The sequence below is a fragment of the Pantoea sp. Cy-640 genome, assembly GCF_011752635.1.
Lineage (GTDB): Bacteria > Pseudomonadota > Gammaproteobacteria > Enterobacterales > Enterobacteriaceae > Pantoea > Pantoea dispersa.
The window spans coordinates 875,847-898,770 of the sequence record NZ_VWXB01000001.1; the positions used below are offsets into that span (position 1 = coordinate 875,847).

25 protein-coding genes are annotated in these 22,924 nt (G+C 54.6%); 12 read left to right on the forward strand and 13 right to left on the reverse strand.

All coding sequences use genetic code 11. The features are described 5' to 3' along the window. Positions 1 to 46 precede the first annotated feature (46 nt). Complete coding sequence (locus tag F3J36_RS04355) at positions 47 to 361, forward strand: BON domain-containing protein (RefSeq protein WP_021510099.1); 315 nt, start codon at positions 47 to 49, stop codon at positions 359 to 361. A 47-nt stretch (positions 362 to 408) separates the two neighbouring features. Here the strand turns inward: F3J36_RS04355 and ompW are convergent, their stop codons facing one another. Continuing rightward, the gene (ompW, locus tag F3J36_RS04360) at positions 409 to 1,041 is read right to left on the reverse strand and encodes an outer membrane protein OmpW (protein WP_058771265.1); all 633 of its coding nucleotides are present in this window, start codon (positions 1,039 to 1,041) and stop codon (positions 409 to 411) included. 245 nt (positions 1,042 to 1,286) lie between these two features. Between ompW and F3J36_RS04365 the strand changes: the two genes are divergently transcribed. The 4 genes from F3J36_RS04365 to yciA are packed head-to-tail and all read left to right on the forward strand — an operon-like array spanning position 1,287 to position 3,536. Then, complete coding sequence (locus tag F3J36_RS04365; RefSeq protein ID WP_150057951.1) at positions 1,287 to 1,703, forward strand: YkgJ family cysteine cluster protein; 417 nt, start codon at positions 1,287 to 1,289, stop codon at positions 1,701 to 1,703. A 27-nt stretch (positions 1,704 to 1,730) separates the two neighbouring features. Then, the gene (locus F3J36_RS04370) at positions 1,731 to 2,465 is read left to right on the forward strand and encodes a YciC family protein (protein WP_104092993.1); all 735 of its coding nucleotides are present in this window, start codon (positions 1,731 to 1,733) and stop codon (positions 2,463 to 2,465) included. A 60-nt stretch (positions 2,466 to 2,525) separates the two neighbouring features. Further along, entirely contained in the window at positions 2,526 to 3,065 is a 540-nt protein-coding gene (locus F3J36_RS04375) for a septation protein A (protein WP_058758637.1), read from the forward strand. 54 nt (positions 3,066 to 3,119) lie between these two features. Next, positions 3,120 to 3,536 (forward strand): acyl-CoA thioester hydrolase YciA, encoded by a 417-nt coding sequence (yciA, locus tag F3J36_RS04380; RefSeq protein WP_021510094.1) that lies wholly within the window; start codon positions 3,120 to 3,122, stop codon positions 3,534 to 3,536. Positions 3,537 to 3,587: 51 nt separating this feature from the next. Here yciA and tonB read toward each other — a convergent pair whose 3' ends face one another. Further along, positions 3,588 to 4,319: a TonB system transport protein TonB gene (tonB, locus tag F3J36_RS04385; RefSeq protein WP_211072809.1), complete on the reverse strand. Its 732-nt coding sequence runs from the start codon at positions 4,317 to 4,319 to the stop codon at positions 3,588 to 3,590. Positions 4,320 to 4,524: 205 nt separating this feature from the next. Between tonB and F3J36_RS04390 the strand changes: the two genes are divergently transcribed. Both F3J36_RS04390 and F3J36_RS04395 read left to right on the forward strand, forming a co-directional pair. Further along, entirely contained in the window at positions 4,525 to 4,821 is a 297-nt protein-coding gene (locus F3J36_RS04390) for a YciI family protein (RefSeq protein WP_010617723.1), read from the forward strand. Then, complete coding sequence (locus F3J36_RS04395) at positions 4,821 to 4,994, forward strand: hypothetical protein (RefSeq protein ID WP_166719006.1); 174 nt, start codon at positions 4,821 to 4,823, stop codon at positions 4,992 to 4,994. Before F3J36_RS04390 ends, F3J36_RS04395 begins: the two co-directional genes overlap by 1 nt. Before the next feature lie 16 nt (positions 4,995 to 5,010). On the opposite strand, the gene F3J36_RS04400 is transcribed toward F3J36_RS04395, so the two are convergent. Next, positions 5,011 to 5,184, reverse strand: a complete 174-nt coding sequence (locus tag F3J36_RS04400) for a YciY family protein (protein WP_088517180.1) — start codon at positions 5,182 to 5,184, stop codon at positions 5,011 to 5,013. A gap of 162 nt (positions 5,185 to 5,346) precedes the next feature. Here F3J36_RS04400 and cls point away from each other — a divergent pair, with 162 nt between their 5' ends. Together cls and F3J36_RS04410 are read left to right on the forward strand one after the other, a co-directional pair. Further along, positions 5,347 to 6,807, forward strand: coding sequence for a cardiolipin synthase (gene cls / locus F3J36_RS04405; RefSeq protein WP_125308554.1), 1,461 nt, complete (start codon positions 5,347 to 5,349; stop codon positions 6,805 to 6,807). Positions 6,808 to 6,844: 37 nt separating this feature from the next. Then, positions 6,845 to 7,174, forward strand: coding sequence for an HI1450 family dsDNA-mimic protein (locus F3J36_RS04410; protein WP_013509338.1), 330 nt, complete (start codon positions 6,845 to 6,847; stop codon positions 7,172 to 7,174). Between the two features lie 59 nt (positions 7,175 to 7,233). Here F3J36_RS04410 and oppF read toward each other — a convergent pair whose 3' ends face one another. From oppF to F3J36_RS04445, 7 genes are all read right to left on the reverse strand, one after another. Then, positions 7,234 to 8,238: a murein tripeptide/oligopeptide ABC transporter ATP binding protein OppF gene (gene oppF / locus F3J36_RS04415; protein ID WP_058785617.1), complete on the reverse strand. Its 1,005-nt coding sequence runs from the start codon at positions 8,236 to 8,238 to the stop codon at positions 7,234 to 7,236. Continuing rightward, entirely contained in the window at positions 8,235 to 9,254 is a 1,020-nt protein-coding gene (locus F3J36_RS04420) for an ABC transporter ATP-binding protein (RefSeq protein WP_021510087.1), read from the reverse strand. Before F3J36_RS04420 ends, oppF begins: the two co-directional genes overlap by 4 nt. A gap of 11 nt (positions 9,255 to 9,265) precedes the next feature. Further along, positions 9,266 to 10,174, reverse strand: coding sequence for an oligopeptide ABC transporter permease OppC (gene oppC, locus F3J36_RS04425; protein ID WP_021510086.1), 909 nt, complete (start codon positions 10,172 to 10,174; stop codon positions 9,266 to 9,268). Between the two features lie 15 nt (positions 10,175 to 10,189). After that, a complete protein-coding gene (oppB, locus tag F3J36_RS04430) occupies positions 10,190 to 11,110 on the reverse strand; it encodes an oligopeptide ABC transporter permease OppB (RefSeq protein WP_021510085.1) in 921 nt (306 codons plus the stop codon). Between the two features lie 81 nt (positions 11,111 to 11,191). After that, entirely contained in the window at positions 11,192 to 12,832 is a 1,641-nt protein-coding gene (gene oppA, locus F3J36_RS04435) for an oligopeptide ABC transporter substrate-binding protein OppA (protein ID WP_021510084.1), read from the reverse strand. Positions 12,833 to 12,990: 158 nt separating this feature from the next. After that, positions 12,991 to 14,625, reverse strand: coding sequence for an ABC transporter substrate-binding protein (locus F3J36_RS04440; protein ID WP_166719007.1), 1,635 nt, complete (start codon positions 14,623 to 14,625; stop codon positions 12,991 to 12,993). A 571-nt stretch (positions 14,626 to 15,196) separates the two neighbouring features. Then, entirely contained in the window at positions 15,197 to 15,844 is a 648-nt protein-coding gene (locus F3J36_RS04445) for a YchE family NAAT transporter (protein ID WP_031280216.1), read from the reverse strand. A 444-nt stretch (positions 15,845 to 16,288) separates the two neighbouring features. Between F3J36_RS04445 and adhE the strand changes: the two genes are divergently transcribed. Continuing rightward, positions 16,289 to 18,967 (forward strand): bifunctional acetaldehyde-CoA/alcohol dehydrogenase, encoded by a 2,679-nt coding sequence (adhE, locus tag F3J36_RS04450; protein ID WP_166719008.1) that lies wholly within the window; start codon positions 16,289 to 16,291, stop codon positions 18,965 to 18,967. A 55-nt stretch (positions 18,968 to 19,022) separates the two neighbouring features. Here adhE and tdk read toward each other — a convergent pair whose 3' ends face one another. Continuing rightward, a complete protein-coding gene (tdk, locus tag F3J36_RS04455; protein WP_058774613.1) occupies positions 19,023 to 19,643 on the reverse strand; it encodes a thymidine kinase in 621 nt (206 codons plus the stop codon). A 10-nt stretch (positions 19,644 to 19,653) separates the two neighbouring features. On the opposite strand from tdk, the gene F3J36_RS04460 reads away from it, so the two are divergent. Continuing rightward, on the forward strand, positions 19,654 to 19,965 hold the full coding sequence (locus F3J36_RS04460; protein WP_166719009.1) for a hypothetical protein: 312 nt from the start codon (positions 19,654 to 19,656) through the stop codon (positions 19,963 to 19,965). An 82-nt stretch (positions 19,966 to 20,047) separates the two neighbouring features. Further along, on the forward strand, positions 20,048 to 20,455 hold the full coding sequence (gene hns / locus F3J36_RS04465; RefSeq protein ID WP_031280215.1) for a histone-like nucleoid-structuring protein H-NS: 408 nt from the start codon (positions 20,048 to 20,050) through the stop codon (positions 20,453 to 20,455). Between the two features lie 98 nt (positions 20,456 to 20,553). On the opposite strand, the gene F3J36_RS04470 is transcribed toward hns, so the two are convergent. Together F3J36_RS04470 and F3J36_RS04475 are read right to left on the reverse strand one after the other, a co-directional pair. Further along, positions 20,554 to 21,561 carry an NAD-dependent epimerase gene (locus F3J36_RS04470; RefSeq protein WP_058757710.1) on the reverse strand — a complete coding sequence of 336 codons (1,008 nt, stop codon included), beginning with the start codon at positions 21,559 to 21,561 and terminating at the stop codon, positions 20,554 to 20,556. A 14-nt stretch (positions 21,562 to 21,575) separates the two neighbouring features. Further along, positions 21,576 to 22,916 (reverse strand): UDP-glucose/GDP-mannose dehydrogenase family protein, encoded by a 1,341-nt coding sequence (locus tag F3J36_RS04475; protein WP_058757711.1) that lies wholly within the window; start codon positions 22,914 to 22,916, stop codon positions 21,576 to 21,578. Between the last annotated feature and the right edge of the window lie 8 nt (positions 22,917 to 22,924).

Below are 22,924 nucleotides of genomic sequence, written 5' to 3' on the forward strand. Positions count from 1 at the left end.
GCCGTCACGTTACGGTGCACCACCATCTATGACAGGGAGATAACCAATGAAATTGTTCAAAGTCGTTGCGGGTTTTTTAGTGGCTGCAGTGATGGCGCTCACCTTAAGTGCCTGTGCACCAACAGCAACAAAGGAAGGGACCGGCGGTTACATCGATGACACGGTCATTACCACCAAAGTGAAGGCACAGCTGCTGAATGACGAGGCGCTGAAATCGACAGAAATTAACGTTGAGACCTTCAAAGGGAAAGTACAGCTGAGCGGCTTTGTCAGCTCGCCGCAGATGGCCAACCGTGCGGTTGCGGTAACGCGTAACGTGGCGGGGGTAAAATCCGTCGTCAACAATATGCAGATTAAGTAACTAAACGGGCGACCTGCGGGTCGCCCTTTTTCTTTCTGGTGTAAAAATCAGAAACGGTAGCCCGCGCCAAAAAAGAACACCCACGGATCGATGCGGGTATTGATATTCTGCTGTTCGCCCGCCGCTTTGAATTTCACTTCGGTATCGATGTCCATGTACCACAATGACGCGTTGAGCATCCAGTCGCGGTTGATCTGATAATCCAGCCCGACCTGACCCGCTACGCCCCACGAATCTTTCACGCTTAAATCGCTCAGCTGCGCATCCTGCCCGGTCTGGTTGAACTTCGCATCGTAGAAGGTGGTGTAGTTGATCCCGACGCCAACGTAAGGGCGCAGCGCGCTTTGGCTGTCGAAAAAGTAGTACTGCGCCATTAAGGTGGGCGGCAGCTGACGCACGGTAGCGAGATTGCCGGTCGGGCCAAGTCCCACTTTGTGGCGGAACGGCGTGGCCGCCAGCAGCTCAACGCCGATATTGTCGGTCGCCATCCAGGTAAACGTCAGACCCAGCTGGGTATCATTACTGACGCTGAAGCCGCCCATACCCAGCACATTATCAGAGCCTTCGGTCGGACGAACGGTCGCGCTACCGGCGCGCACAAAAAAATCACCGGCCTGGTGAGCCAGTGCCAGTTGCGGGATCGCCAGCGCCAGCAGCAGCGCGCATTTAGCCAGTTTCATAATCACTCCTTTGCCGGAAAACAGGGTATTGAGGTTAATCGCGGCACAAGATTTACCCCTTTTTTGCGAAAAGATCATCAGCATCAATTCAAATTAATCACTTATAAAACAATGAATTGATTCAGATCAATTTTGCCTTTACAAGCGGACATAAAAATCCTGTTGCCGCCATGACACGGCGTGATTATGTTGCTATTCCCCTTTTGTGATTTTGGTTCGAAGCCTCAGGAGTGGCGGGCGATCAGATGAGCGATTTACTTAACCCCTGTATGACCTGTGGCGCCTGCTGCGCCCATTTTCGCGTTTCATTTTACTGGGCCGAAGCCGACGACGGTGGTGGCACGGTGCCGGTTGAACTGACGGAACCCCTGAGCCTGCTGATGCGCAACATGCGCGGCACCAACGATCGTGCCCCGCGCTGCGTGGCGCTGCAGGGTGAAATTGGCGGCTGTGTTTCCTGTGGTATTTATGCGCAGCGGCCGTCACCGTGCCGGGAGTTTGCCATGTCCGGCGAAAATGGCGTGCCGAATGACGCCTGCGATCGCGCCCGGGCGCGCTATGGTTTACCCCCGCTTTTTCACCCTTCTTTACCTGAGATGACAGAAAGTTATGGGATTCCGGGTGCCAGCCTGCCTGCAGAACATGTACAATCGCCGGGTTAATTAACCCGGTTCCTTCAAGGAGTGTACATGTCTATCACGGCAAGCTCGTTATACCGTGACACAGGAAATTTTCTGCGCCATCAGCTGGTCACCATCGTGCTGATGGCGTTGCTGACCTCGTTTATTACCGTGATTGTTGGCCACGCCCTGACGCCGGGCGAGGATCAGTTATCCCTGCTCAGCCAGACCGACAGCAGCGCCTCTTCGCTGTTTGAAATCGTCCAGAACATGTCACCGGATCAGCAACGCATTCTGCTGCGCGCCTCTGCCGCCGGCACTTTCGCTGCCCTGATTGGCAACACGCTGCTATTGGGCGGCATGCTGTGCCTGCTGCCGATGGTATCCAGTGGACAGCGCGTCAGCGCGCTGCGCGCGATTGGCGCCTCTGCGCCGCTGCTGCCGAAACTGCTGGTGCAGACCTTCCTGATCACCCTGCTGGTGCAGCTGGGCTTTATGGTACTGATGGTGCCGGGTGTGATTCTGGCGATTCTGCTGTCGCTGGCGCCGGTGATGCTGGCAAGTGAAAAAATGGGCATTTTCAGTGCGATGCGCGCCAGTATGCGTCTGGCCTGGAAGAACATTAAGGTGATCGCCCCGGCGATTATTTTGTGGCTGCTGGCGAAAATTGCGCTGATGTTCTTCTTCTCCTCGCTGACCGTGCTGCCTGCCAATATCGCTTCGGTGGTGCTCAACGCGCTGGGCAACCTGGTATCAGCCATTCTGATTATCTATTTGTACCGGCTGTATATGCTGTTACGTTAAGCGTTATGGCGCCCGCGGCGGCGCCGTAACTCAACGCTCCTGCCCCTGACTGGAAACGCTATGAAGCAGTTACTCGATTTTCTTCCCCTGGTAGTTTTCTTTATTTTCTACAAGCTGTACGACATTTTTGTCGCCTCCGGCGCGCTGGTGGTGGCGACCGGTATTGCGCTGGTGGTCAGCTGGGTGCTGTACCGCAAGCTGGAAAAAATGACCATTTTCACCTTTGTGCTGGTTGCGGTGTTCGGCACCCTGACCTATGTGTTCCACAACGATGAGTTCATCAAGTGGAAAGTCACGGTGATTTACTCGCTGTTCGCGCTGGCACTGCTGTACAGCCAGTGGTTTATGCAGCAACCGCTGATCCAGACCATGCTTGGTAAAGAGCTGCAGCTGCCGGGTGCGGTATGGCGTCGGCTGAATATCGCCTGGGCCCTGTTCTTCCTGGCCTGCGGTCTGGCGAATATTTATGTCGCGTTTTGGTTATCCCAGGCGTTTTGGGTTAACTTTAAGGTGTTCGGTCTTACCGGCCTGACCCTGCTGTTTACGCTGTTAAGCGGACTGTATATCTGGCGACAGATGCCGCAACAAGAACAAAAATAATCGATGCAGCCCGGTCTCCGCCGGGCTTGTCTTCACCTGCAGAAGAACTGAGCAATGGACGAAAAACATAAGTTGCCGCAAGGCGAGATGGTCTCGCGTACCCTGGCGATGCCGGCAGATACCAATGCCAACGGTGATATCTTCGGCGGCTGGCTGATGTCGCAGATGGATATGGGCGGCGCGATACTGGCTAAAGAGATTGCCAAAGGCCGCGTGGTAACGGTGCGCGTGGACGGTATGACCTTCCTCAAGCCCGTCGCCGTCGGCGATGTGGTGAGCTGCTACGCGCGCTGCATCCGCACCGGCAATAGCTCGATGACCATTAACGTGGAAGTGTGGATTAAAAAAGTGTCGTCCGAACCGATCGGCCAGACTTACTGCGCCACCGAAGCGGTGTTTGTTTATGTGGCGGTCGATAACAGCGGGAAATCCCGTCCACTGCCGGAAGGCCAGGCCAATCTGAGCGATTAAGCGTATAAAAAAGCGGCCCGGAATGGCCGCTTTTTCTTTGCCTGTCTGGCTTTACTCGATGTTCGCGCCGCCGTTAATGCGGAACACGATGTTCATCGTCAGACCTTTGCCCGGCCGCCCTGGCTGATAGCGCCATTTCTTCATCGCCTGCTTCACTTCGCGCTCAAACATGTTGCGCGGCTCGGCGGACAAAATCTCTACGTTATCGACGCGCCCATCGCTGTCCACGTCAAACTTCACCCGCACCCGCCCTTCAACGCGCAGCGCGAACGCACGCGCCGGATACGCCGGCTTGCTGACGCTCATCGCTTTCGGTCCATCCGACACCGTCTGCGTCGGGGCCGGGTTACTCTTCGGTGCCGTCGAGGGGCGCGTTTGCGCGGCTGGCGCGTCCTGTTTAAACGGATTCTCCTGCGGCTTCACCTGCTGTCGCGGCTTCGGCTCTGCCTTTTTCTCCACCTTTGGCTTCGGTTTCGGTTTTGGCTTCGGTTTAGGTTCCGGCTTAGGGATCGGCACCGGCTCGGCTTTTGGTGGCTCTGGCGCGACTTCCGGCTCGGGTTCCGGCTCGGGCGGCGGCAGCGGGGTTACGGCTGCCGGCGCCGGTTCAGGCTGCACTTCGGGGGCTACCATGCTAATGCTGATAGGCTGAGACGCTTTAGGAACCTCAATGGTCTGATGAAATGAAGCATAAAGAATGCCGGCGATTACCGAACCGTGAAGGAGCACGGATAAAATCACGGACACAGGCGTTCGGGTTGGAAAAGGCGTAGTCAACGTCGTCATATCAGTCATGTTCATTGAGTGAAGCGCTGATTTTAAATGCAAATAGCAATCAGTTTCAATAAGCACGCTACTGAAGCCCAAAAGAAAGGCGCTTTTTAACCCTGCCTGCGTTGCAGCGTGCGCCCATTATCTTTCGTTTGCACTCTGTTTAGCGATCACTTAACGTGTCTCGCAAATTCGGCAAGTCTAACGGGAGTATCCCATCGTGCTTTACGTCATTTATGCGGAAGATACCGCAGATTCACTGGAAAAACGTAACTCTGTGCGCCCGGCACACCTGGCGCGTCTGCAGCTGCTGCAGGATGAGGGGCGTCTGATTGTCGCCGGTCCTCTGCCTGCCGTCGACAGTAATGAGCCGGGCCCGGCTGGTTTCACCGGTTCTGTGATTGTTGCCGAGTTCTCATCGCTGGAAACGGCCCAGTCATGGGCCAATGACGATCCGTATATCGCCGCTGGCGTGTACGACAAAGTCACGGTTAAACCGTTTAAACGGGTGTTCTGATGCAGTGGCAGCCCCTTCTGTTGTTAGTGCTGGTGCTGCTGCTGATTGGTCGTGCGCTGTGGCTGTGGCGCCGTCAGGGCTGGCGTCAGGCGCGCCAGCACATCGTCATGCTGGTGGTACTGGCGGCGGCCCTGCAGATAGTGAATGTTTCACTGCTATTACGCGGCCACTGACGACCGCGTTCATTGCTCAGGTATTCTGCGTGATAAACAGGATGGAGCGGCGCTGCTGCTGCGCTACCTGATGACGAATCGCATGGATGCGCTTATAACGACGTGACTGCCCTTCCAGCCAGCGGGCACGACGGCGATGCGCCTGGCGTAACATTCTCCAGCGGGCCACTTCATTTCTGCTGCGTCTCATCACATCCTCTCTGACTGGCTAAACCCGCGACGCATTATAGTGATCTGGCTAAAAATGCCAAATCGAAACCTTCATCGAAACGTCATCAACGATTAAAGGTTTCGCTGGCGCAGATCAACACGTAAACTTTGCCCATCAAAGCGCGAACGGGACGTCCACTTTATGACCACATTTTATACCCTTATCAGCTGGCTGCTGCTGTTTGGCTACTGGCTGCTGATTGCCGGGGTTACGCTGCGCATCCTGATGAAGCGGCGTGCGGTGACCTCAGCGATGGCCTGGCTGCTGATCATCTACATTCTGCCGCTGGTGGGTATTATCGCCTATCTGTCGTTTGGCGAACTGCATTTAGGTAAACGTCGCGCAGAACGCGCCCGCACCATGTGGCCCTCGACCGCCAAATGGCTCAACGACCTGAAACAGTGTCGTCACATTTTCGCGACTGAGCACAGCGACGTGGCGCGTTCCCTGTTCGAGCTGTGCCGTCATCGTCAGGGCATTGCCGGCGTTAAAGGCAATCAGCTGCAGCTGCTGACCAGCGCCGATGACGTGATGCAGGCGCTGATCCGCGATATTCAGCTGGCGCGCCATAATATTGAGATGGTGTTTTACATCTGGCAGCCGGGTGGTCTGGCTGATGATGTGGCGGAATCGCTGATGGCTGCCTCACGGCGCGGCGTGCACTGCCGCCTGATGCTGGACTCCGCCGGCAGCGTGGCGTTCTTCCGCAGTCCGTGGGTGGGCATGATGCGCAACGCCGGTATTGATGTGGTCGAGGCATTGCAGGTCAGCCTGTGGCGTGTATTCCTGCGCCGCATGGATTTGCGTCAGCACCGCAAAGTGGTGCTGATCGATAACTACATTGCCTATACCGGCAGCATGAATCTGGTGGATCCGCGCTTCTTTAAACAGGAGGCTGGCGTGGGTCAATGGATTGATCTGATGGCGCGCATGGAGGGCCCGGTGGCCACCACCATGGGCATCGTCTACGCCTGCGACTGGGAAATCGAAACCGGCAAACGCATTCTGCCGCCGGCGCCGGACGGCAATGTGATGCCGTTTGAGCAGGAGAGCGGTCACACCATTCAGGTGATCGCCTCAGGTCCGGGCTTCCCGGAGGACATGATTCATCAGGCGCTGCTGACGGCGGTGTATTCGGCGCGCGAGCAGCTGATCATGACCACGCCCTACTTCGTGCCGAGCGACGACTTACTGCACGCCATCTGTACCGCCGCGCTGCGTGGCGTTGAGGTGAGCATTGTTGTACCGCGCCACAATGACTCGCTGCTGGTCGGCTGGGCCAGCCGCGCCTTCTTCACTGAACTGCTGGAAGCCGGGGTGAAAATCTATCAGTTTGAAGATGGCCTGTTGCACACCAAGAGCGTGCTGGTGGACGGTCAGCTCAGCCTGGTGGGCACGGTGAACCTGGATATGCGCAGCCTGTGGCTCAACTTCGAGATCACGCTGGTGGTGGATGATGACGGCTTTGGTAGCGATCTCGCCACCGTCCAGGATGATTATATCGCCCGTTCGCGTCTGCTGGACGGCGCGCGCTGGGCAAAACGTGCCTGGTGGCAGCGCATCGTCGAACGACTGTTTTACTTCTTTAGCCCTTTACTGTAAAACGAGCGAAAATATTACCGCCTCAGGGCAAGCAGGAATGACCATGGATTTAAATAATCGCCTTACTGAAGATGAAACGCTGGAACAGGCTTACGATATTTTTCTTGAGCTGGCAGGCGATAACCTCGATCCGGCAGACATCATTCTGTTCAATCTGCAATTTGAAGAGCGCGGCGGCGCCGAGCTGTTTGATCCATCCGAAGACTGGCAGGAACATGTGGATTTCGATCTCAACCCTGACTTCTTCTCAGAAGTGGTCATCGGCCTTGGTGAAGCGGACGGCGAACCGATTACCGATGTGTTCGCACGCATCCTGCTGTGCCGCGAGAAAGACCACAAGCTGTGTCATATTCTGTGGCGTGAATAAGCTGGAGCGCATAAAAAAACGCCGGGCACTGCCCGGCGTTGTTGTTTATGGCACCGCCCTTATAGCGGATCAACTTTCAGACAGGACACCGCATGGCGGAAACTGCCTTCCAGTAGCGGTCGGGTTTTGGCGCACTCCGGGCCGGCAATCGGGCAGCGGGTGCGGAATACGCAGCCTGATGGCGGATTGATTGGCGACGGCAGTTCCCCTTCCAGCAGCTGAATCTGCTTATTCTTCTCCAGGTCCGGATCAGGAATCGGCACCGCCGACATCAGCGCTTTGGTATACGGATGCTGCGGATCGTTATACACCGCATCATAGGTTCCCAGCTCAACTGCGTGGCCGAGATACATCACCAGTACGCGATCAGAGATGTGCTTCACCACCGCCAGGTCATGCGCGATGAAAATCAGCGACAGGCCCATTTCACGCTGCAGTTTCTGCAGCAGGTTAACCACCTGCGCCTGAATCGACACGTCGAGCGCCGACACCGGCTCATCACAGATAATCAGCTTCGGCTCAAGAATCAGTGCACGGGCGATACCGATACGCTGGCACTGGCCACCGGAGAACTCGTGCGGATAGCGGTTGATTAGGTTCGGCAGCAGACCGACCTTCATCATCATGGTTTTAACCTTATCCTTCACTTCCTGACGCGGCATCTTTGGATAGTAGGTGCGCAGCGGTTCGGCGATGATGTCACCAATGGTCATACGCGGGTTGAGCGAGGCCAGCGGGTCCTGGAAGATCATCTGAATGTCACTGCGCGCCTGACGCCACTCTTCCTGGCTCTGGCCCAGCAGATCGCGCCCCAGCCACGCCACGCGCCCGTCGGTGGCTTTCACCAGACCGATAATGGCGCGCGCCAGCGTGGATTTGCCGCAGCCGGACTCACCCACCACGCCGAGGGTTTCGCCTTCATACAGACGCAGACTGACACCATCCACCGCTTTCAGGGTTTTCGGCGGCTGCCAGAACCACTGCTTGCCGTCTTTGATATCGAAATGCACCTTGAGATCGGCGATTTCCAGCAACACTTTTTTCTCTTCAGTTACGGTGCTCATACTAACTCCTCCACCGGTTTGAAGCAGGCGCGCAGGCGCCCTTCGGCAAACGGTTCAAGCGGCGGTGATTTGGCACAAATATCCATGGCATATGCGCAGCGCGGCTGGAACGGACAGCCCTGCGGCAGACGCAACAGGTTGGGCGGGTTGCCGGGAATGGTAGTCAGCGACTCCCCCTCCGCGTCAAGACGCGGCACCGCGCTCAGCAAACCGATCGAGTACGGATGGGCCGGCTGGTAGAACACATCGCGCGCACGGCCATATTCCATGGTGCGCCCGGCATACATCACCAGTACCTTGTCACAGATCCCGGCAACAACGCCGAGATCGTGAGTGATCATGATGATGGCGGTGTTGAATTCACGCTTCAGCTCATTCAACAGCGTCATGATTTGCGCCTGCACGGTGACATCCAGCGCGGTGGTTGGCTCATCGGCAATCAGCAGCTTTGGCCGGCACAGCAGCGCCATGGCGATCATTACGCGCTGACGCATGCCACCGGAAAACTCGTGCGGGAACATCTTCATGCGTTTGCGCGCTTCCGGCATTTTCACCGCGTCCAGCATGCGCACCGACTCTTCAAACGCCTGGGCGCTGCTCATGCCTTTGTGCAGTTTCAGCACCTCCATCAGCTGTTCGCCGACGCGCATGTAAGGATTGAGCGATGTCATCGGGTCCTGGAAAATCATCGCAATCTGTTCCGCGCGCAGCTTGTTCAGTTTGCTTTCCGGCAGATTGAGGATTTCGCTGCCGTTAAACTGCGCCGAGCCGCCAATGCGACCATTTTTCGCCAGCAGTCCCATCAGTGCAAACGCGGTTTGCGATTTTCCGGAGCCGGATTCACCAACAATGCCCAGCGTTTCACCGGCTCGCAGGGAAAAGTTGAGGTCGTTCACAGCGGTCACGTCGCCGTCGTGGGTACTGAAGGTGACGCGCAGATCTTTAACGTCCAGCAGCAGGTTAGCGTTTCCCGCAGGTGCAGCCGCCAGCGGCTGCTGAGTATCATGATGGGTCATCGGGAAACTCCTTAACGATCTTTCGGGTCGAGGGCGTCACGCAGGCCATCGCCGATAAAGTTGAAACAGAACAACGTCACCACCAGGAAGCCCGCCGGGAACATCAGCAGCCACGGTGATACTTCCATCGAGTTGGCGCCGTCGCTCAACAGCGCGCCCCAGCTGCTCAGTGGCTCCTGGGTGCCGAGGCCGAGGAAACTCAGGAAGGATTCAAACAGGATCATGCTTGGCACCAGCAGCGAGGCATACACCACCACCACGCCCAGCACGTTCGGCACGATGTGGCGCAGCACGATATTGCCGGTAGAAACACCGCCGACCTGCGCCGCTTCGATGAACTCTTTGCGCTTCAGTCCCAGCGTCTGGCCGCGCACGATACGCGCCATATCCAGCCATGACACCATGCCAATGGCAACGAAGATCAGCAGGATATTGCGGCCAAAGAAGGTCACCAGCAGGATGACGAAGAACATAAACGGGAACGAGTTAAGGATTTCCAGGATACGCATCATCACCGAGTCAATCTTGCCGCCGAGGTAGCCGGCCAGCGAACCGTACAGCGTGCCCACCAGCACCGCGATCAGCGCCGAAGCGATGCCAACCATCAGTGAGATACGGCCGCCAATCGCCACGCGCACCAGCAGGTCACGTCCCGAGGAGTCGGTGCCAAACCAGTGGCCTGAGGTGGTGTCCGGCGGTGCAGACATCATCGCCCAGTCGGTATCATCATATTTGAACTGCGCCAGCATCGGGGCGAACACCACGAACAGCGCAATAACCAGCAGCACCAGCAGGCTGATAAGGGCCGCACGGTTATGAATAAAGCGGCGACGTGCGTCCTGCCACAGGCTGCGCCCTTCCACTTCCAGCTTTTCGCTGAACGCGTCCAGAGCTTCGCTATTTTTCTTACTTAACATCATGAGCGAGCTCCACCATCAGTAACGAATTTTCGGATCGATAACGGCGTACAGCACGTCAACGATCGCATTGAACAGGATGGTCAGCACGCCGACCAGAATGGTCAGGCTCATCACCAGTGAGTAGTCACGGTTTAGCGCGCCGTTGACGAACAGCTGACCGATGCCCGGCAGACCGTAAATTGATTCGATTACCATCGAACCGGTGATGATGCCAACAAACGCTGGCCCCATATAGGAGAGCACCGGCAGCAGTGCCGGCTTCAGCGCGTGGCGCAGCACAATACGGCGCAGCGGCAGACCTTTCGCACGCGCGGTGCGGATGAAGTTGGAGTGCATCACTTCAATCATCGAGCCGCGGGTGATACGGGCGATGCTGGCGATGTAAGCCAGTGACAGCGCCACCATCGGCAGCAGCATGTAGTTCCACTGCCCGCCATTCCAGCCGCCGCCTGGCAGCCAGCGCAGGGTGATGGCAAAGATCAGTACCAGCAGCGGTGCCACCACGAAGCTGGGAATGACCACCCCGGTCATCGCCACCCCCATGACCGCGTAATCCCACAAACTGTTTTGCTTCAGCGCGGCGATAACCCCCGCCGTGACGCCCAGCACCACCGCAAGGAAGAAGGCTGCCAGCCCCAGTTTGGCCGATACCGGAAACGCATGACCGACCAGGTAGTTAACCGAATAGTCTTTATATTTAAACGACGGCCCGAAATCGCCGTGTGCCAGCTGCACCAGGTAGCTGAGATACTGTTTGCCGATCGGATCGTTGAGGTGATATTTGGCCTCAATGTTGGCCATGACTTCCGGCGCCAGCGCACGCTCGCCGGTGAACGGACTGCCGGGTGCCAACCGCATCATAAAGAAGGAGATGGTAATCAGAATGAATAGCGTCGGGATGGCTTCAAGGAGCCGACGCAGGATGAATTTTAACATTGCCGTACCTACCAGGCTGTTGCTTCACAAAGTCAAAAAGGCGGCGCCGCAGCACCGCCACTGTCGATAGCCTGAGTGCTATTAATGCTTAATGATGTACAGGTTCTTATCCAGGGTTTTATCCAGCGGATCGTTGCCGGTGTAGCCGCCAACGTACGGTTTCACCAGACGCGCGTTCACGTAGTAGTAAACCGGCACGATGGTGCTGTCTTTATCCAGGATCTGCTCTGCTTTCTGATAATCGGCCACGCGCGCTTTGTCATCCGCCGCTTTCACCGCATCGTGAATCACTTTGTCGAAGTCCGCACTCTTATAGTGCGAGGTGTTACTGCTGCTGTCCGACAGCATGATGTTCAGGAAGGAAGTCGGTTCGTTATAGTCGGCACACCATGCTGCGCGGGAGACATCGAAGTTGCCCTGATGACGGGTATCCAGGAAGGTTTTCCACTCCTGGTTTTCCAGCTTGATGTTGACGCCGATGTTCTTTTTCCAGATGGACGAGGCGGCAATCGCCAGTTTTTTGTGCAGATCGGAGGTGTTGTACAGCAGGTTGAAGGTCAGCGGTTTGTCAGCGGTATAACCGGCTTCGGCCAGCAGTTTCTTCGCTTCTTCGTTACGCTTGTTCTGATCCCACTTATACCAGTCCGGCGGCAGCAGTTCCATGCCGTCAGTGGCTGGCGGTGTGAAGCTGTAGGCCGGCTGTTGACCCTGCGCCAGCACTTTGTTCACCATGATGTCGCGATCCAGACCCAGCTTCAGCGCGGTACGCACGCGGACATCGGTAAACGGCGCTTTCTGGTTGTTGATTTCATAGTAGTAGGTGCACAGATACGGTTTCACCATCAGCTCTTTACCGTTATCACGCTGCAGTTTTTTAAACAGCTCGATCGGCATGTTGTTGTAAGTGATGTCGCTGCCGTTCTCGGAGAAATAACGGTTCACATCGCTGACTTCGGAGTTGATTGGCAGGAAGGTGACTTTATTCAGTACGGTATGTTCGTTGTCCCAGTATTCCGGGTTACGCACCAGCGTCACGCGTTCGTTGATCACGTGAGATTCCAGTTTAAATGCACCGTTGCCGACCCAGTTCTGCGGCTGCGTCCACTGGTCGCCAAACTTCTCAATGGCGGGCTTATACACCGGTGACATCACCGCGTTGATCAGCAGCTTATCGAAGTACGGTACCGGCTCGCTCAGCGTCACTTCCAGCGTGTGGTCATCCAGTGCTTTCACGCCAAGATCGGAGGTCGGTTTTTTACCGGCGATGATGTCATCCACGTTGAGGATGTGGCCATACTGCGGGTAGCTCGCATAAGGCGAGGCGGTTTTTGGATCGACCAGACGCTGCCAGCTGTAGACGAAGTCCTGCGCGGTGACCGGCTCGCCGTTTGACCATTTGGCATTTTTACGCAGATGGAAGGTCCAGACTTTGTAGTCTTTGTTTTCCCAGCTTTCCGCGACGCCCGGAACCGGCTTGCCGTTGCTGTCGCTCACGATCAGACCTTCATACAGGTCACGGGCGATATTATCTTCCGGCACGCCTTCGATTTTGTGCGGATCCAGCGACTGCACTTCATCGCCATTGCCGCGTACCAGTTCCTGTTTCGCTGCCAATTCGGTACCCGCCGGTACGTTGGCCGCCAGTGCAGCATTCCCTGCCAGCGCGCCGATGGCCGCCAGTACGCCTGCGGCGATCAGGCTTTTTTTCGTGATGTTGTTCATTATTACGCTCCAGTTTTATTATCGTCACCGGGTCGGCTGACCGCCCGGCGTACCCCGTTTCCGGGAGATCTCCGCCTGTCTGCGCGAAGATCACTACCACCCTGCAGGGTTACCACGGCAACGTGACGCCCGACTGTAGCGCCGGATCGTCACATTACTCAATGTTTCTTTATGTAATAGTATTTCAGCGCCAGCATATCCTGCGGATCTTTGCCGCTGAAACCGCCCACCCACGGCTTCACCAGCCGCACGCTAACGCGGTAGTAAACCGGGATGATCGGTGAATCCTGATCCAGCTGTTGTTCCGCCTGCTGATAGAGTTGCGCGCGCTGCGCGTCATCAGCGGTGTTGAGCGTTTGCGCCATCAGCGCATCAAATGCGGCGCTGTGATAAAACGCGGTGTTGATGGAGGAGCCACTCAGCAGCAGATTGAGGAAGCTGGATGGCTCGTTGTAATCCGCACACCAGGTGGCGCGCACCACATCAAACTGTGCCTGATGACGGGTCTCCAGTAGCGTTTTCCACTCCTGATTTTGCAGCGTGACCTGTGCACCGAGATTCTTTTGCCACATCGAGGCAGCCGCAATCGCCTGACGCTTGTTCTGTTCTGAGGTGTTATACAGCAGGGTAAAACGCAGCGGATGCTGGGCATTGAAGCCAGCTTCCGCCAGCAGCTGCTTCGCTGCCGCGTTACGTTGCGCCTGCGTCTGCTGCGCCCACGCTGGCGTATTGAGAGCAATACCGTGAATAAAGGGCGGCGTCAGGCCGTAGGCCGGGATCTGTCCCTGCCCCATGATTTTCTGCGCGATGATGTCGCGGTCGAGCGTTAACTTCAGCGCGCTGCGTACGCGGACGTCGTCAAACGGCGCTTTCTTGTTATTGATTTCGTAATAGAAGGTGCACAGCAGCGGGCTGACTTTTACTTCATCTCCCAGCGCCTGCTGCAGTTTTTTGAACATATCGGGCGGCACCACGCTGTTGGTCATGTCGGTGCCGCCACTGCGATAGCGGTTTATATCGCTATTCTCAGAGGTGAGTGCCAGAAATACGCCTTCGTCCAGCGTGGTATGGGCATTGTCCCAGTAGTGCGGATTACGCTTCACCACGATCTGCTCATTCACCACCCAGTCCGCCAGCGTGTAAGCGCCATTACCCACGTAGTGCTGCGGCTGTGTCCAGGCATCGCCCCACTGCTCTACCGCCGGACGATACACTGGTTTCATCGAAGTATGAGCCAGCATATCAACAAAATACGGGACCGGTTCAGAGAGCGTAACCTGCAAATGATGGTCGTCCAGCGCTTTCACGCCCAGCTGGGAAGGCGCCGCTTTACCGGCGAGGATGGCATCAATGTTGCTGATGTGCGCAGCCTGCAAATAGCTGGCGTACGGCGAGGCGGTGCGCGGATCGGCCAGACGCTGCCAGCTGTAGACAAAATCCTGCGCGGTGACCGGCTCACCATTGCTCCAGCGGGCGTCTTTACGCAGCGTGAACGTCCAGATGCGGCCCTGCTGATTTTGCCACTGCTGCGCCACGCCGGGCACCAGTTGACCGTTGTTGTCGGTCTCAACCAGTCCTTCCAGCAGATTGCGAATCACATTGGATTCCGGCACGCCCTCGACTTTTTGTGGATCAAGCGAGGACACTTCGCTGCCATTGTTAATAACGATGCGTTGCGTATCCGCTAATGACGTCCCGGCTGGGATCTCAGCGGCCTGACTTTGCGCCAGCGCACTGGAGAGGCAAAGCGCCAGAAACGTGCGCGCTGCCGTTTTCGCTACCATGCTTTTCATCAACCAATATCAACCTTCAACATAAACCTGATAGCAGTAAGCAAGAAGCGTACACATTTGTTGCTAGCAGATAAAAAATTTTGCGGTGAGCCGAAAATTATCAGAAGCGTTGCCCGCACGCCAAAGCTAAACCACAAAAATGTTAGCTGATTCTCTTTTATCACGTTGCCGTGCACAGGAAAAGTGTTAATTCTTGAGCAGAATTATCGATTAATCCACTGATAAACAATGAATTTCAGCCTGATTTGCACGTTAATTATTCGTTAATCAACAAACTTTATAATATTTACGAATATTGCTGCTTTTAATGCTGAAGCCCGGATATTTATTCGGATTTACAGCGCAAGCTGTAGAATGATACTGCGGATTATTTGCAGAGTAGTGGGATATACTGTGACGATTATCACAGTATTTTGCGGCTCAGGGTATATGCGGGATAACACCAGTAGTAAAACTGATGAGGTTAAGCCGATATTAAGCGCGACAAATAAAATCACTATAATGGTGCAATATTTCGTTTAATTGCACCATTATGGTTCACAAAGCGCTTAGCGATAAAAAATAACCGTCGTTAATTCAGTAATCCTGGAAACAGGGCTTTCATTCCGGTCACGACAAATTCAATGCCCAGCGCCATGAGCAGCAGCCCCATGATACGCGTAATGACGTTAATACCGGTTTGCCCCAATACGCGCACCATCAGCGGTGCGGCCCGGAACAATAACCAGCAGCAGAAGGCAAATATCGCAATCGCCAGGGTAAAGCCCAGCAGATTTGGCCAGCTGTGATAACGCGAGCTCCAGACAATGGTCGAGCTGATCGCGCCCGGCCCTGCCATCAGCGGCAGCGCCAGCGGCACCACGCCGATACTTTCACGAATCGCCGTTTCTGACTTCTCCTGCTTGTTCTGTTTGTCTTCACCCAGCTTACCGCTGATCATCGACATGGCGATGGTGACCACCAGAATGCCACCGGCGATGCGGAAAGAGTCAATCGAGATACCAAACAGATGCAGGATACCGTCGCCAAGAAACAGCGAGGTCCAGAGGATAATCGCCACTGCCAGGTTCGCGGTCAGGTTGGTTTTATTGCGCTCCGCCACCGCCTGGTAGCTGGTCATGCTGATAAATACCGGAATAATGCCGACCGGGTTAACCAGCGCGAACAAACCCACAAAAAATTTAATGTAGCCAGAAAGATCGAGTAGCGCAGGGGTCACGGTGGGCTCCAGGTGATGGCGAAAAAAATCGCGCTTAATGTAGTGCAAAAGCCTGGCGAAACACCAGAGGCTAACGCAGAAATAAATGCTGCACTTAAAGCACTATCCCAGTTTATTCCGCTACTGTTAGCGCGATGTTATCGGCCTGCAGCGGGTCAGATCGGCTTCTGTAGCCGCCGACGCTAACTTTACTTGCAAAAGTGAGCGCTGAAAGGTGTCAGCTGATAGTTAAATTGATCTGCATCATAAATTGCCTACCCCATCAGGGGTAATCTTAGCCCATCGGAACTCAACCCTTTGACACAGGTCATCCTGGCGGAAAAACCTTTTTAGTAAGCAACGGCACGGGCATCGCCATCCTTAGCTATCCATAAGCGTGACGAGACTATACTTCTGGATTCAGGCTTGTTTACTAAAAAAGTTTAACTTCCTTAGGAGAGTATTATGGCCGTTACTAATGTTGCCGAGCTTAACGCACTGGTAGAACGTGTTAAAAAGGCACAGCGCGAATACGCCAATTTTAGTCAGGAACAAGTTGATACCATTTTCCGTGCGGCCGCCCTCGCCGCTGCCGATGCCCGTATCCCTCTCGCCAAAATGGCCGTTGCCGAATCCGGCATGGGTATCGTTGAAGATAAAGTCATCAAAAACCACTTCGCTTCCGAATATATCTACAACGCTTACAAAGACGAAAAAACCTGTGGCGTGCTTGACACCGATGATACCTTTGGCACCATCACCATCGCTGAGCCGATTGGCCTGATTTGTGGCATCGTGCCCACCACCAACCCGACCTCTACCGCCATCTTCAAAGCCCTGATTAGCCTGAAAACCCGTAACGGTATCATCTTCTCTCCTCATCCACGTGCCAAAGACGCCACCAATAAAGCGGCTGACATCGTACTGCAGGCTGCTATCGCGGCCGGCGCGCCAAAAGACATTATTGGCTGGATTGATGCGCCATCGGTTGAGCTCTCTAACCAGCTGATGCATCACCCGGATATTAACCTGATTCTCGCCACCGGTGGTCCGGGCATGGTGAAAGCGGCTTACAGCTCCGGCAAACCAGCGATTGGTGTGGGCGCGGGTAACACTCCGGTGGTGATTGATGAAACGGCCGATATCAAACGCGCGGTTGCCTCGATCCTGATGTCAAAAACCTTCGACAACGGCGTGATTTGCGCGTCTGAACAGTCAGTGATTGTGGTGGATTCTGTCTATGACGCCGTGCGTGAGCGCTTTGCCAGCCACGGTGGCTACCTGCTGCAGGGTAAAGAGCTGAAAGCGGTACAGGATATCATCCTGAAAAATGGCGCGCTGAACGCGGCGATTGTCGGTCAGCCGGCTTACAAAATTGCTGAACTGGCAGGGATTAACGTGCCGGTGAGCACCAAAATTCTGATTGGTGAAGTGAAACTGGTGGATGAGTCTGAGCCGTTCGCCCACGAGAAGCTTTCGCCAACGCTGGCCATGTACCGCGCTAAAGACTATTACGATGCGGTGGATAAAGCAGAAAAACTGGTGGCAATGGGTGGTATCGGCCATACCTCCTGTCTTTATACCGACCAGGACAACCAGCGCGAGCGCGTAAACTTCTTCGGCGACAAAATGAAAACCGCGCGCATCCTGATCAACACCCCGGCTTCACAAGGCGGGATCGGTGACCTGTATAACTTCAAGCTGGCCCCTTCACTCACGCTGGGCTGCGGTTCATGGGGTGGTAACTCTATCTCTGAAAACGTGGGTCCAAAACACCTGATCAACAAGAAAACCGTGGCCAAGCGAGCTGAAAATATGTTGTGGCATAAACTTCCGAAGTCTATCTACTTCCGCCGCGGTTCTCTGCCAATTGCGCTGGAAGAAGTGGCGACTGACGGTGCAAAACGCGCCTTTATCGTCACCGACCGCTTCCTGTTCAACAACGGTTATGCTGACCAGGTCACCCGCGTGCTGAAATCACACGGAATCGAAACCGAAGTGTTCTTTGAAGTAGAAGCAGACCCAACGCTGAGCATCGTGCGTAAAGGTGCCGAGCAGATGAACAGCTTCAAACCTGACGTGATCATCGCCCTGGGTGGGGGTTCACCGATGGATGCGGCCAAGATTATGTGGGTGATGTACGAGCATCCGGAAACCCACTTTGAAGAACTGGCGCTGCGCTTTATGGACATCCGTAAACGTATCTACAAGTTTCCGAAAATGGGTGTCAAAGCGCGCATGGTGGCCATCACCACCACTTCCGGTACCGGTTCAGAAGTTACGCCGTTTGCGGTAGTGACTGACGATGCCACCGGCCAGAAATATCCGCTGGCAGACTATGCCCTGACGCCGGATATGGCGATTGTCGATGCCAATCTGGTGATGGAGATGCCGCGTTCGCTGTGCGCCTTTGGGGGTCTGGATGCCGTCACCCATGCGCTGGAAGCCTACGTATCGGTACTGGCCAACGAATATTCCGATGGTCAGGCGCTGCAGGCACTGAAACTGCTGAAAGAGAATCTGCCTGCCAGCTACCGTGACGGCGCGAAAAATCCCGTGGCGCGTGAGCGCGTTCACAATGCGGCAACCATTGCCGGTATCGCTTTCGCCAACGCCTTCCTCGGCGTGTGTCACTCCATGGCGCATAAACTGGGCTCTGAGTTCCACATTCCACACGGTCTGGCCAACGCCCTGCTGATTTGTAACGTGATTCGCTACAACGCGAATGACAATCCAACCAAGCAGACTGCCTTCAGCCAGTACGACCGTCCGCAGGCACGCCGCCGCTATGCTGAGATTGCTGACCATCTCGGTCTGAGCGCTGCCGGTGACCGTACCGCGCAGAAAATTGAAAAACTGCTGGCATGGCTGGAAGAGATGAAAACTCAGCTGGGTATCCCAACCTCTATCCGCGAAGCGGGCGTGCAGGAAGCTGACTTCCTGGCGAAAGTCGACAAGCTGGCGGATGATGCGTTCGATGACCAGTGTACCGGCGCTAACCCACGCTATCCGCTGATTGCTGAACTGAAACAAATCATGCTGGATACCTTCTATGGCCGTGAGTTCTCAGAAGCAGATAACAGTGTTGCCGCTGAGGGTGAAGCTAAAGCTGTAAAGAGTGAGAAGAAAACCAAAAAGGCCTGACTGGCCTGATACAAAAAAACCCGCTGCGGCGGGTTTTTTTTTATGCTGCGGCTATTCAGGCGTGAGGCAGTTGTGAACCGTAAATGGCGTTTAGCGAGCCGTCATTAATCGCCTGTTTATAGTGCTTGCGGCACACAGAGATATAGCGCTCATTACCACCGATCACCACCTGCTCCCCTTCGCTGAACGGTTTACCCTTCGCATCCAGCCGTAACACCATGCTGGCTTTGCGTCCACAGTGACACACGGTTTTCAATTCCACCAGCTTATCGGCCCAGGCCAGTAAATACTGACTGCCGGTAAATAACTCACCGCGAAAGTCGGTACGCAGACCATAACACAGCACCGGTATATCCAGATTATCTACCACGTCCGACAGGGCTTTCACCTGCTCCCGCGTCAGAAACTGGCTCTCATCCACCAGTACACAGTGAACCGTCTGCTTCGCGTGCTGTTCCGCTATTTCACTTTCCAGGTTGGTCTGCGCGTTATATAAAAAAGCCGGAGACGAAAGGCCAATACGCGAGCTGACTTTTCCGGCGCCGAAGCGGTCGTCAATTTCCGCGGTATACACCAGCGTACGCATGCCGCGTTCATGGTAATTGTAGGAAGACTGCAGCAGTGCGGTGGATTTTCCCGCGTTCATCGCTGAGTAATAAAAATAGAGTTGCGCCATAAAATGTCTCTTGTCACTGCCCGAAACTGTTGCGCGTGAGTCTATCATAAAGCTGCTGCACTGTTGCGATGCATTATTTTTATCAACTGCTCAAATTAACGCCATCGTCATAGATCAGCAGCATCGTTATCAACATTTCGCACGTTATGTCAAAGCCGTCATCATGCAGCAATTTTATTCAGCATTATTAGCGCTGATGCCCGGGCAAAAGGCGCACAGCGGTATTTATCCCTGCAAAACCTGTGCTATCAAATCTATAAAAAGAATAATAAATAGCGCCTTAAAAAGCTTTACAACATTAACTTTACGTTTTGCTTTTTAATCTGGCTATTGCAGTTATTTTTCGCCGCCACTATTATGAGGCGGCAGAACAACTCCATTTATTATATTTTGAGATTAGGACAATGAGCGAAGCACTTAAAATTCTTAATAATATCCGTACATTGCGCGCGCAGGCTCGGGAATGCTCTCTGGAAACACTGGAAGAGATGCTGGAAAAACTTGAGGTTGTGGTGAATGAACGTCGTGAAGAAGAATCTCTTGCCCAGGCGGAAAATGCCGAGCGCAGCCGTAAGCTGGAACAATATCGTGAAATGCTGATGGCAGACGGTATTGATCCAAACGAATTGCTGCAGGCATTAGCTGAAACCAAAGCGCCAGGTAAAGCCAAACGCGCGGCACGTCCGGCGAAGTATGGTTACGTCGACGAGAACGGTGAGAACCGTACCTGGACCGGCCAGGGACGTACGCCAGCCGTGATTAAAAAAGCGATTGAAGAACAAGGTAAACAACTGGACGATTTCCTGCTGTAAGGAACCAGTGCTTCGCAGCGTGCCAGCCCTGGCGCTGTGCTCTGTTTTACACCGGGTAAGAAAAAAGGAAGCCGCTGGCTTCCTTTTTTTATCGCCACTTATTGCTGATAGAAGTCGCGGTACCAGTCAACAAAACGCTGCACGCCCTGCTCTACGCTGGTCTGCGGGCGGAAATTTATCGCGTCATACAGCGGCTGGGTGTCTGCACTGGTGCCTAATACATCGCCGGGCTGCATCGGCAGCATATTTTTCTTCGCCTCAATCCCCAGCGCTTTTTCCAGCGACTCAATGTAAGTCATCAGGCTGGTAGGCTGACTATTGCCAATATTGTATACACGATACGGCGCCGAACTGGTGGCAGGCGAGCCGTTTTCCACCGTCCAGTTTTCATCTGCCTGCGGAATCACGTCCTGCAAACGCACAATCGCTTCGGCAATATCATCAATATAGGTAAAGTCACGTGTCATCTGGCCGCGGTTATACACATCAATCGCGTCACCGGCCAGCATCGCGCGGGTGAACTTAAACAGCGCCATATCCGGACGGCCCCACGGGCCATAAACGGTAAAGAAGCGCAATCCGGTGGTGGGTAATTGGTAAAGGTGTGAATAGGTATGCGACATTAATTCGTTGGCTTTTTTCGTCGCAGCATAAAGTGATACCGGATGATCAACCGAATCATCCGTGGAGAACGGCATTTTACGGTTCAGGCCATAAACCGAACTCGATGAAGCATACAGCAGGTGGCCAATCTTATGATGACGGCAACCTTCCAGAATATTTAAGTGACCAATCAGGTTAGCATCAGCGTAGGCGTGTGGATTCTCGATGGAATAGCGAACACCCGCCTGTGCGCCTAAATGGATCACACGCGCAAAAGCATGCTGTTCAAACAGGGAAGAAATGGCCTGGCGATCTGCCAGGTCCATTTTAAGGAAAGTAAACGCGGGATGTGCGGTAATCTGGTCGAGGCGCGCCTGTTTCAGACTAACATCATAGTAATCATTCAGGTTATCGATACCAACAACCTGGTGACCGGCAGCCAGCAAACGCTGACTAACGTGAAAACCAATAAATCCTGCCGCGCCGGTGACCAGAAAATTCATACATCCCTCATTTATTACACAATTTGAATAGACGCTCCGCGGCCGATTGCATAATAAACGAAACCGCGTTTGCTGATACGCTCCGGATCATACAGGTTACGACCATCAAAAATCACGGGTTGTTTTAACGAGGATTTAATCACGTCGAAATCCGGAGCTCGGAAGTTCTGCCACTCGGTGCAGATCACCAGACCATCGGCACCCTGCAGTGCAGCTTCTTTAGTGCCGCACAGCTTCAGATCGTCACGATGACCGTAGATGCGCTGGGCTTCTTCCATCGCTTCCGGATCAAACGCCTGCACCGTTGCGCCCGCCTGCCACAGTGCTTCCATCAGCACGCGGCTTGAGGCTTCACGCATGTCGTCGGTGTTCGGTTTGAACGCCAGACCCCACAGCGCAAACGTCTTGCCACGCAGATCGTCGCCAAAATGACGTTTAATAAACGTCGGCAGCTTGTTCTTCTGCGAATCGTTGACGTCTTCTACCGCCTGCAGCAGGCGCGGGGTGTAGCCGATTGACTCTGCAGTGCGAATCAGCGCCTGCACGTCTTTCGGGAAGCAGGAACCGCCGTAACCACAGCCCGGATAAATAAAGTGATAACCGATGCGTGAATCAGAACCGATGCCCTGACGTACTTTTTCCACGTCAGCACCCAGGCGTTCCGCAAGGTTGGAAATCTCGTTCATGAAGCTGATTTTGGTCGCCAGCATGCAGTTAGCTGCATATTTGGTCAGCTCTGCACTGCGGATATCCATCAGAATCATGCGATCGTGATTACGGTTAAACGGCTCGTACAGTTCACGCAGCAGTTCGACCACTTCATCATTGTCGGTGCCCACCACGATACGTTCCGGACGCATGCAGTCGTTAACTGCGGCGCCCTCTTTCAGGAACTCCGGGTTGGAGACCACATCGAACGCAATATTGGCGTCACGCTGCTTCAGCGTTTCGCTCATCACCGCGCGCACACGGTCAGCGGTGCCTACCGGTACGGTAGATTTGTCGATGACGACTTTGTGATCGTTCATGTGCTGCGCAATAGTACGCGCAACCGCAGTCACATATTTCAGGTCGGCAGAGCCATCCTCATCCGGCGGCGTGCCCACAGCAATAAACTGCATTACACCATGGTTTACGCCCTCTTCTGCGTTGGTGCTGAATTTCAGACGCCCCGCTTCATAGTTCGACATAACCAGCGGCGTCAGGCCCGGTTCAAAAATTGGGATGATGCCCTTTTTCAGGCTTTCGACTTTCTTTTCGTCGACATCAATACAGAGAACGTCATGTCCGACTTCGGCCAACACCGCAGCCTGAACCAGACCGACATAGCCGATACCAAATACAGTGACTTTCATTGAATTAT

Excerpts from the sequence above, each read along its gene's own strand:
- F3J36_RS04355 (WP_021510099.1), top strand. The coding sequence starts at position 47 with ATGAAATTGTTCAAAGTCGTTGCGGGTTTTTTAGTGGCTGCAGTGATG.
- ompW (WP_058771265.1), bottom strand. The coding sequence starts at position 1,041 with ATGAAACTGGCTAAATGCGCGCTGCTGCTGGCGCTGGCGATCCCGCAA.
- F3J36_RS04365 (WP_150057951.1), top strand. The coding sequence starts at position 1,287 with ATGAGCGATTTACTTAACCCCTGTATGACCTGTGGCGCCTGCTGCGCC.
- F3J36_RS04370 (WP_104092993.1), top strand. The coding sequence starts at position 1,731 with ATGTCTATCACGGCAAGCTCGTTATACCGTGACACAGGAAATTTTCTG.
- F3J36_RS04375 (WP_058758637.1), top strand. The coding sequence starts at position 2,526 with ATGAAGCAGTTACTCGATTTTCTTCCCCTGGTAGTTTTCTTTATTTTC.
- yciA (WP_021510094.1), top strand. The coding sequence starts at position 3,120 with ATGGACGAAAAACATAAGTTGCCGCAAGGCGAGATGGTCTCGCGTACC.
- tonB (WP_211072809.1), bottom strand. The coding sequence starts at position 4,319 with ATGACGACGTTGACTACGCCTTTTCCAACCCGAACGCCTGTGTCCGTG.
- F3J36_RS04395 (WP_166719006.1), top strand. The coding sequence starts at position 4,821 with ATGCAGTGGCAGCCCCTTCTGTTGTTAGTGCTGGTGCTGCTGCTGATT.
- F3J36_RS04400 (WP_088517180.1), bottom strand. The coding sequence starts at position 5,184 with ATGAGACGCAGCAGAAATGAAGTGGCCCGCTGGAGAATGTTACGCCAG.
- cls (WP_125308554.1), top strand. The coding sequence starts at position 5,347 with ATGACCACATTTTATACCCTTATCAGCTGGCTGCTGCTGTTTGGCTAC.
- F3J36_RS04410 (WP_013509338.1), top strand. The coding sequence starts at position 6,845 with ATGACCATGGATTTAAATAATCGCCTTACTGAAGATGAAACGCTGGAA.
- oppF (WP_058785617.1), bottom strand. The coding sequence starts at position 8,238 with ATGAGCACCGTAACTGAAGAGAAAAAAGTGTTGCTGGAAATCGCCGAT.
- F3J36_RS04420 (WP_021510087.1), bottom strand. The coding sequence starts at position 9,254 with ATGACCCATCATGATACTCAGCAGCCGCTGGCGGCTGCACCTGCGGGA.
- oppC (WP_021510086.1), bottom strand. The coding sequence starts at position 10,174 with ATGATGTTAAGTAAGAAAAATAGCGAAGCTCTGGACGCGTTCAGCGAA.
- oppB (WP_021510085.1), bottom strand. The coding sequence starts at position 11,110 with ATGTTAAAATTCATCCTGCGTCGGCTCCTTGAAGCCATCCCGACGCTA.
- oppA (WP_021510084.1), bottom strand. The coding sequence starts at position 12,832 with ATGAACAACATCACGAAAAAAAGCCTGATCGCCGCAGGCGTACTGGCG.
- F3J36_RS04440 (WP_166719007.1), bottom strand. The coding sequence starts at position 14,625 with ATGAAAAGCATGGTAGCGAAAACGGCAGCGCGCACGTTTCTGGCGCTT.
- adhE (WP_166719008.1), top strand. The coding sequence starts at position 16,289 with ATGGCCGTTACTAATGTTGCCGAGCTTAACGCACTGGTAGAACGTGTT.
- tdk (WP_058774613.1), bottom strand. The coding sequence starts at position 19,643 with ATGGCGCAACTCTATTTTTATTACTCAGCGATGAACGCGGGAAAATCC.
- hns (WP_031280215.1), top strand. The coding sequence starts at position 20,048 with ATGAGCGAAGCACTTAAAATTCTTAATAATATCCGTACATTGCGCGCG.
- F3J36_RS04470 (WP_058757710.1), bottom strand. The coding sequence starts at position 21,561 with ATGAATTTTCTGGTCACCGGCGCGGCAGGATTTATTGGTTTTCACGTT.
- F3J36_RS04475 (WP_058757711.1), bottom strand. The coding sequence starts at position 22,916 with ATGAAAGTCACTGTATTTGGTATCGGCTATGTCGGTCTGGTTCAGGCT.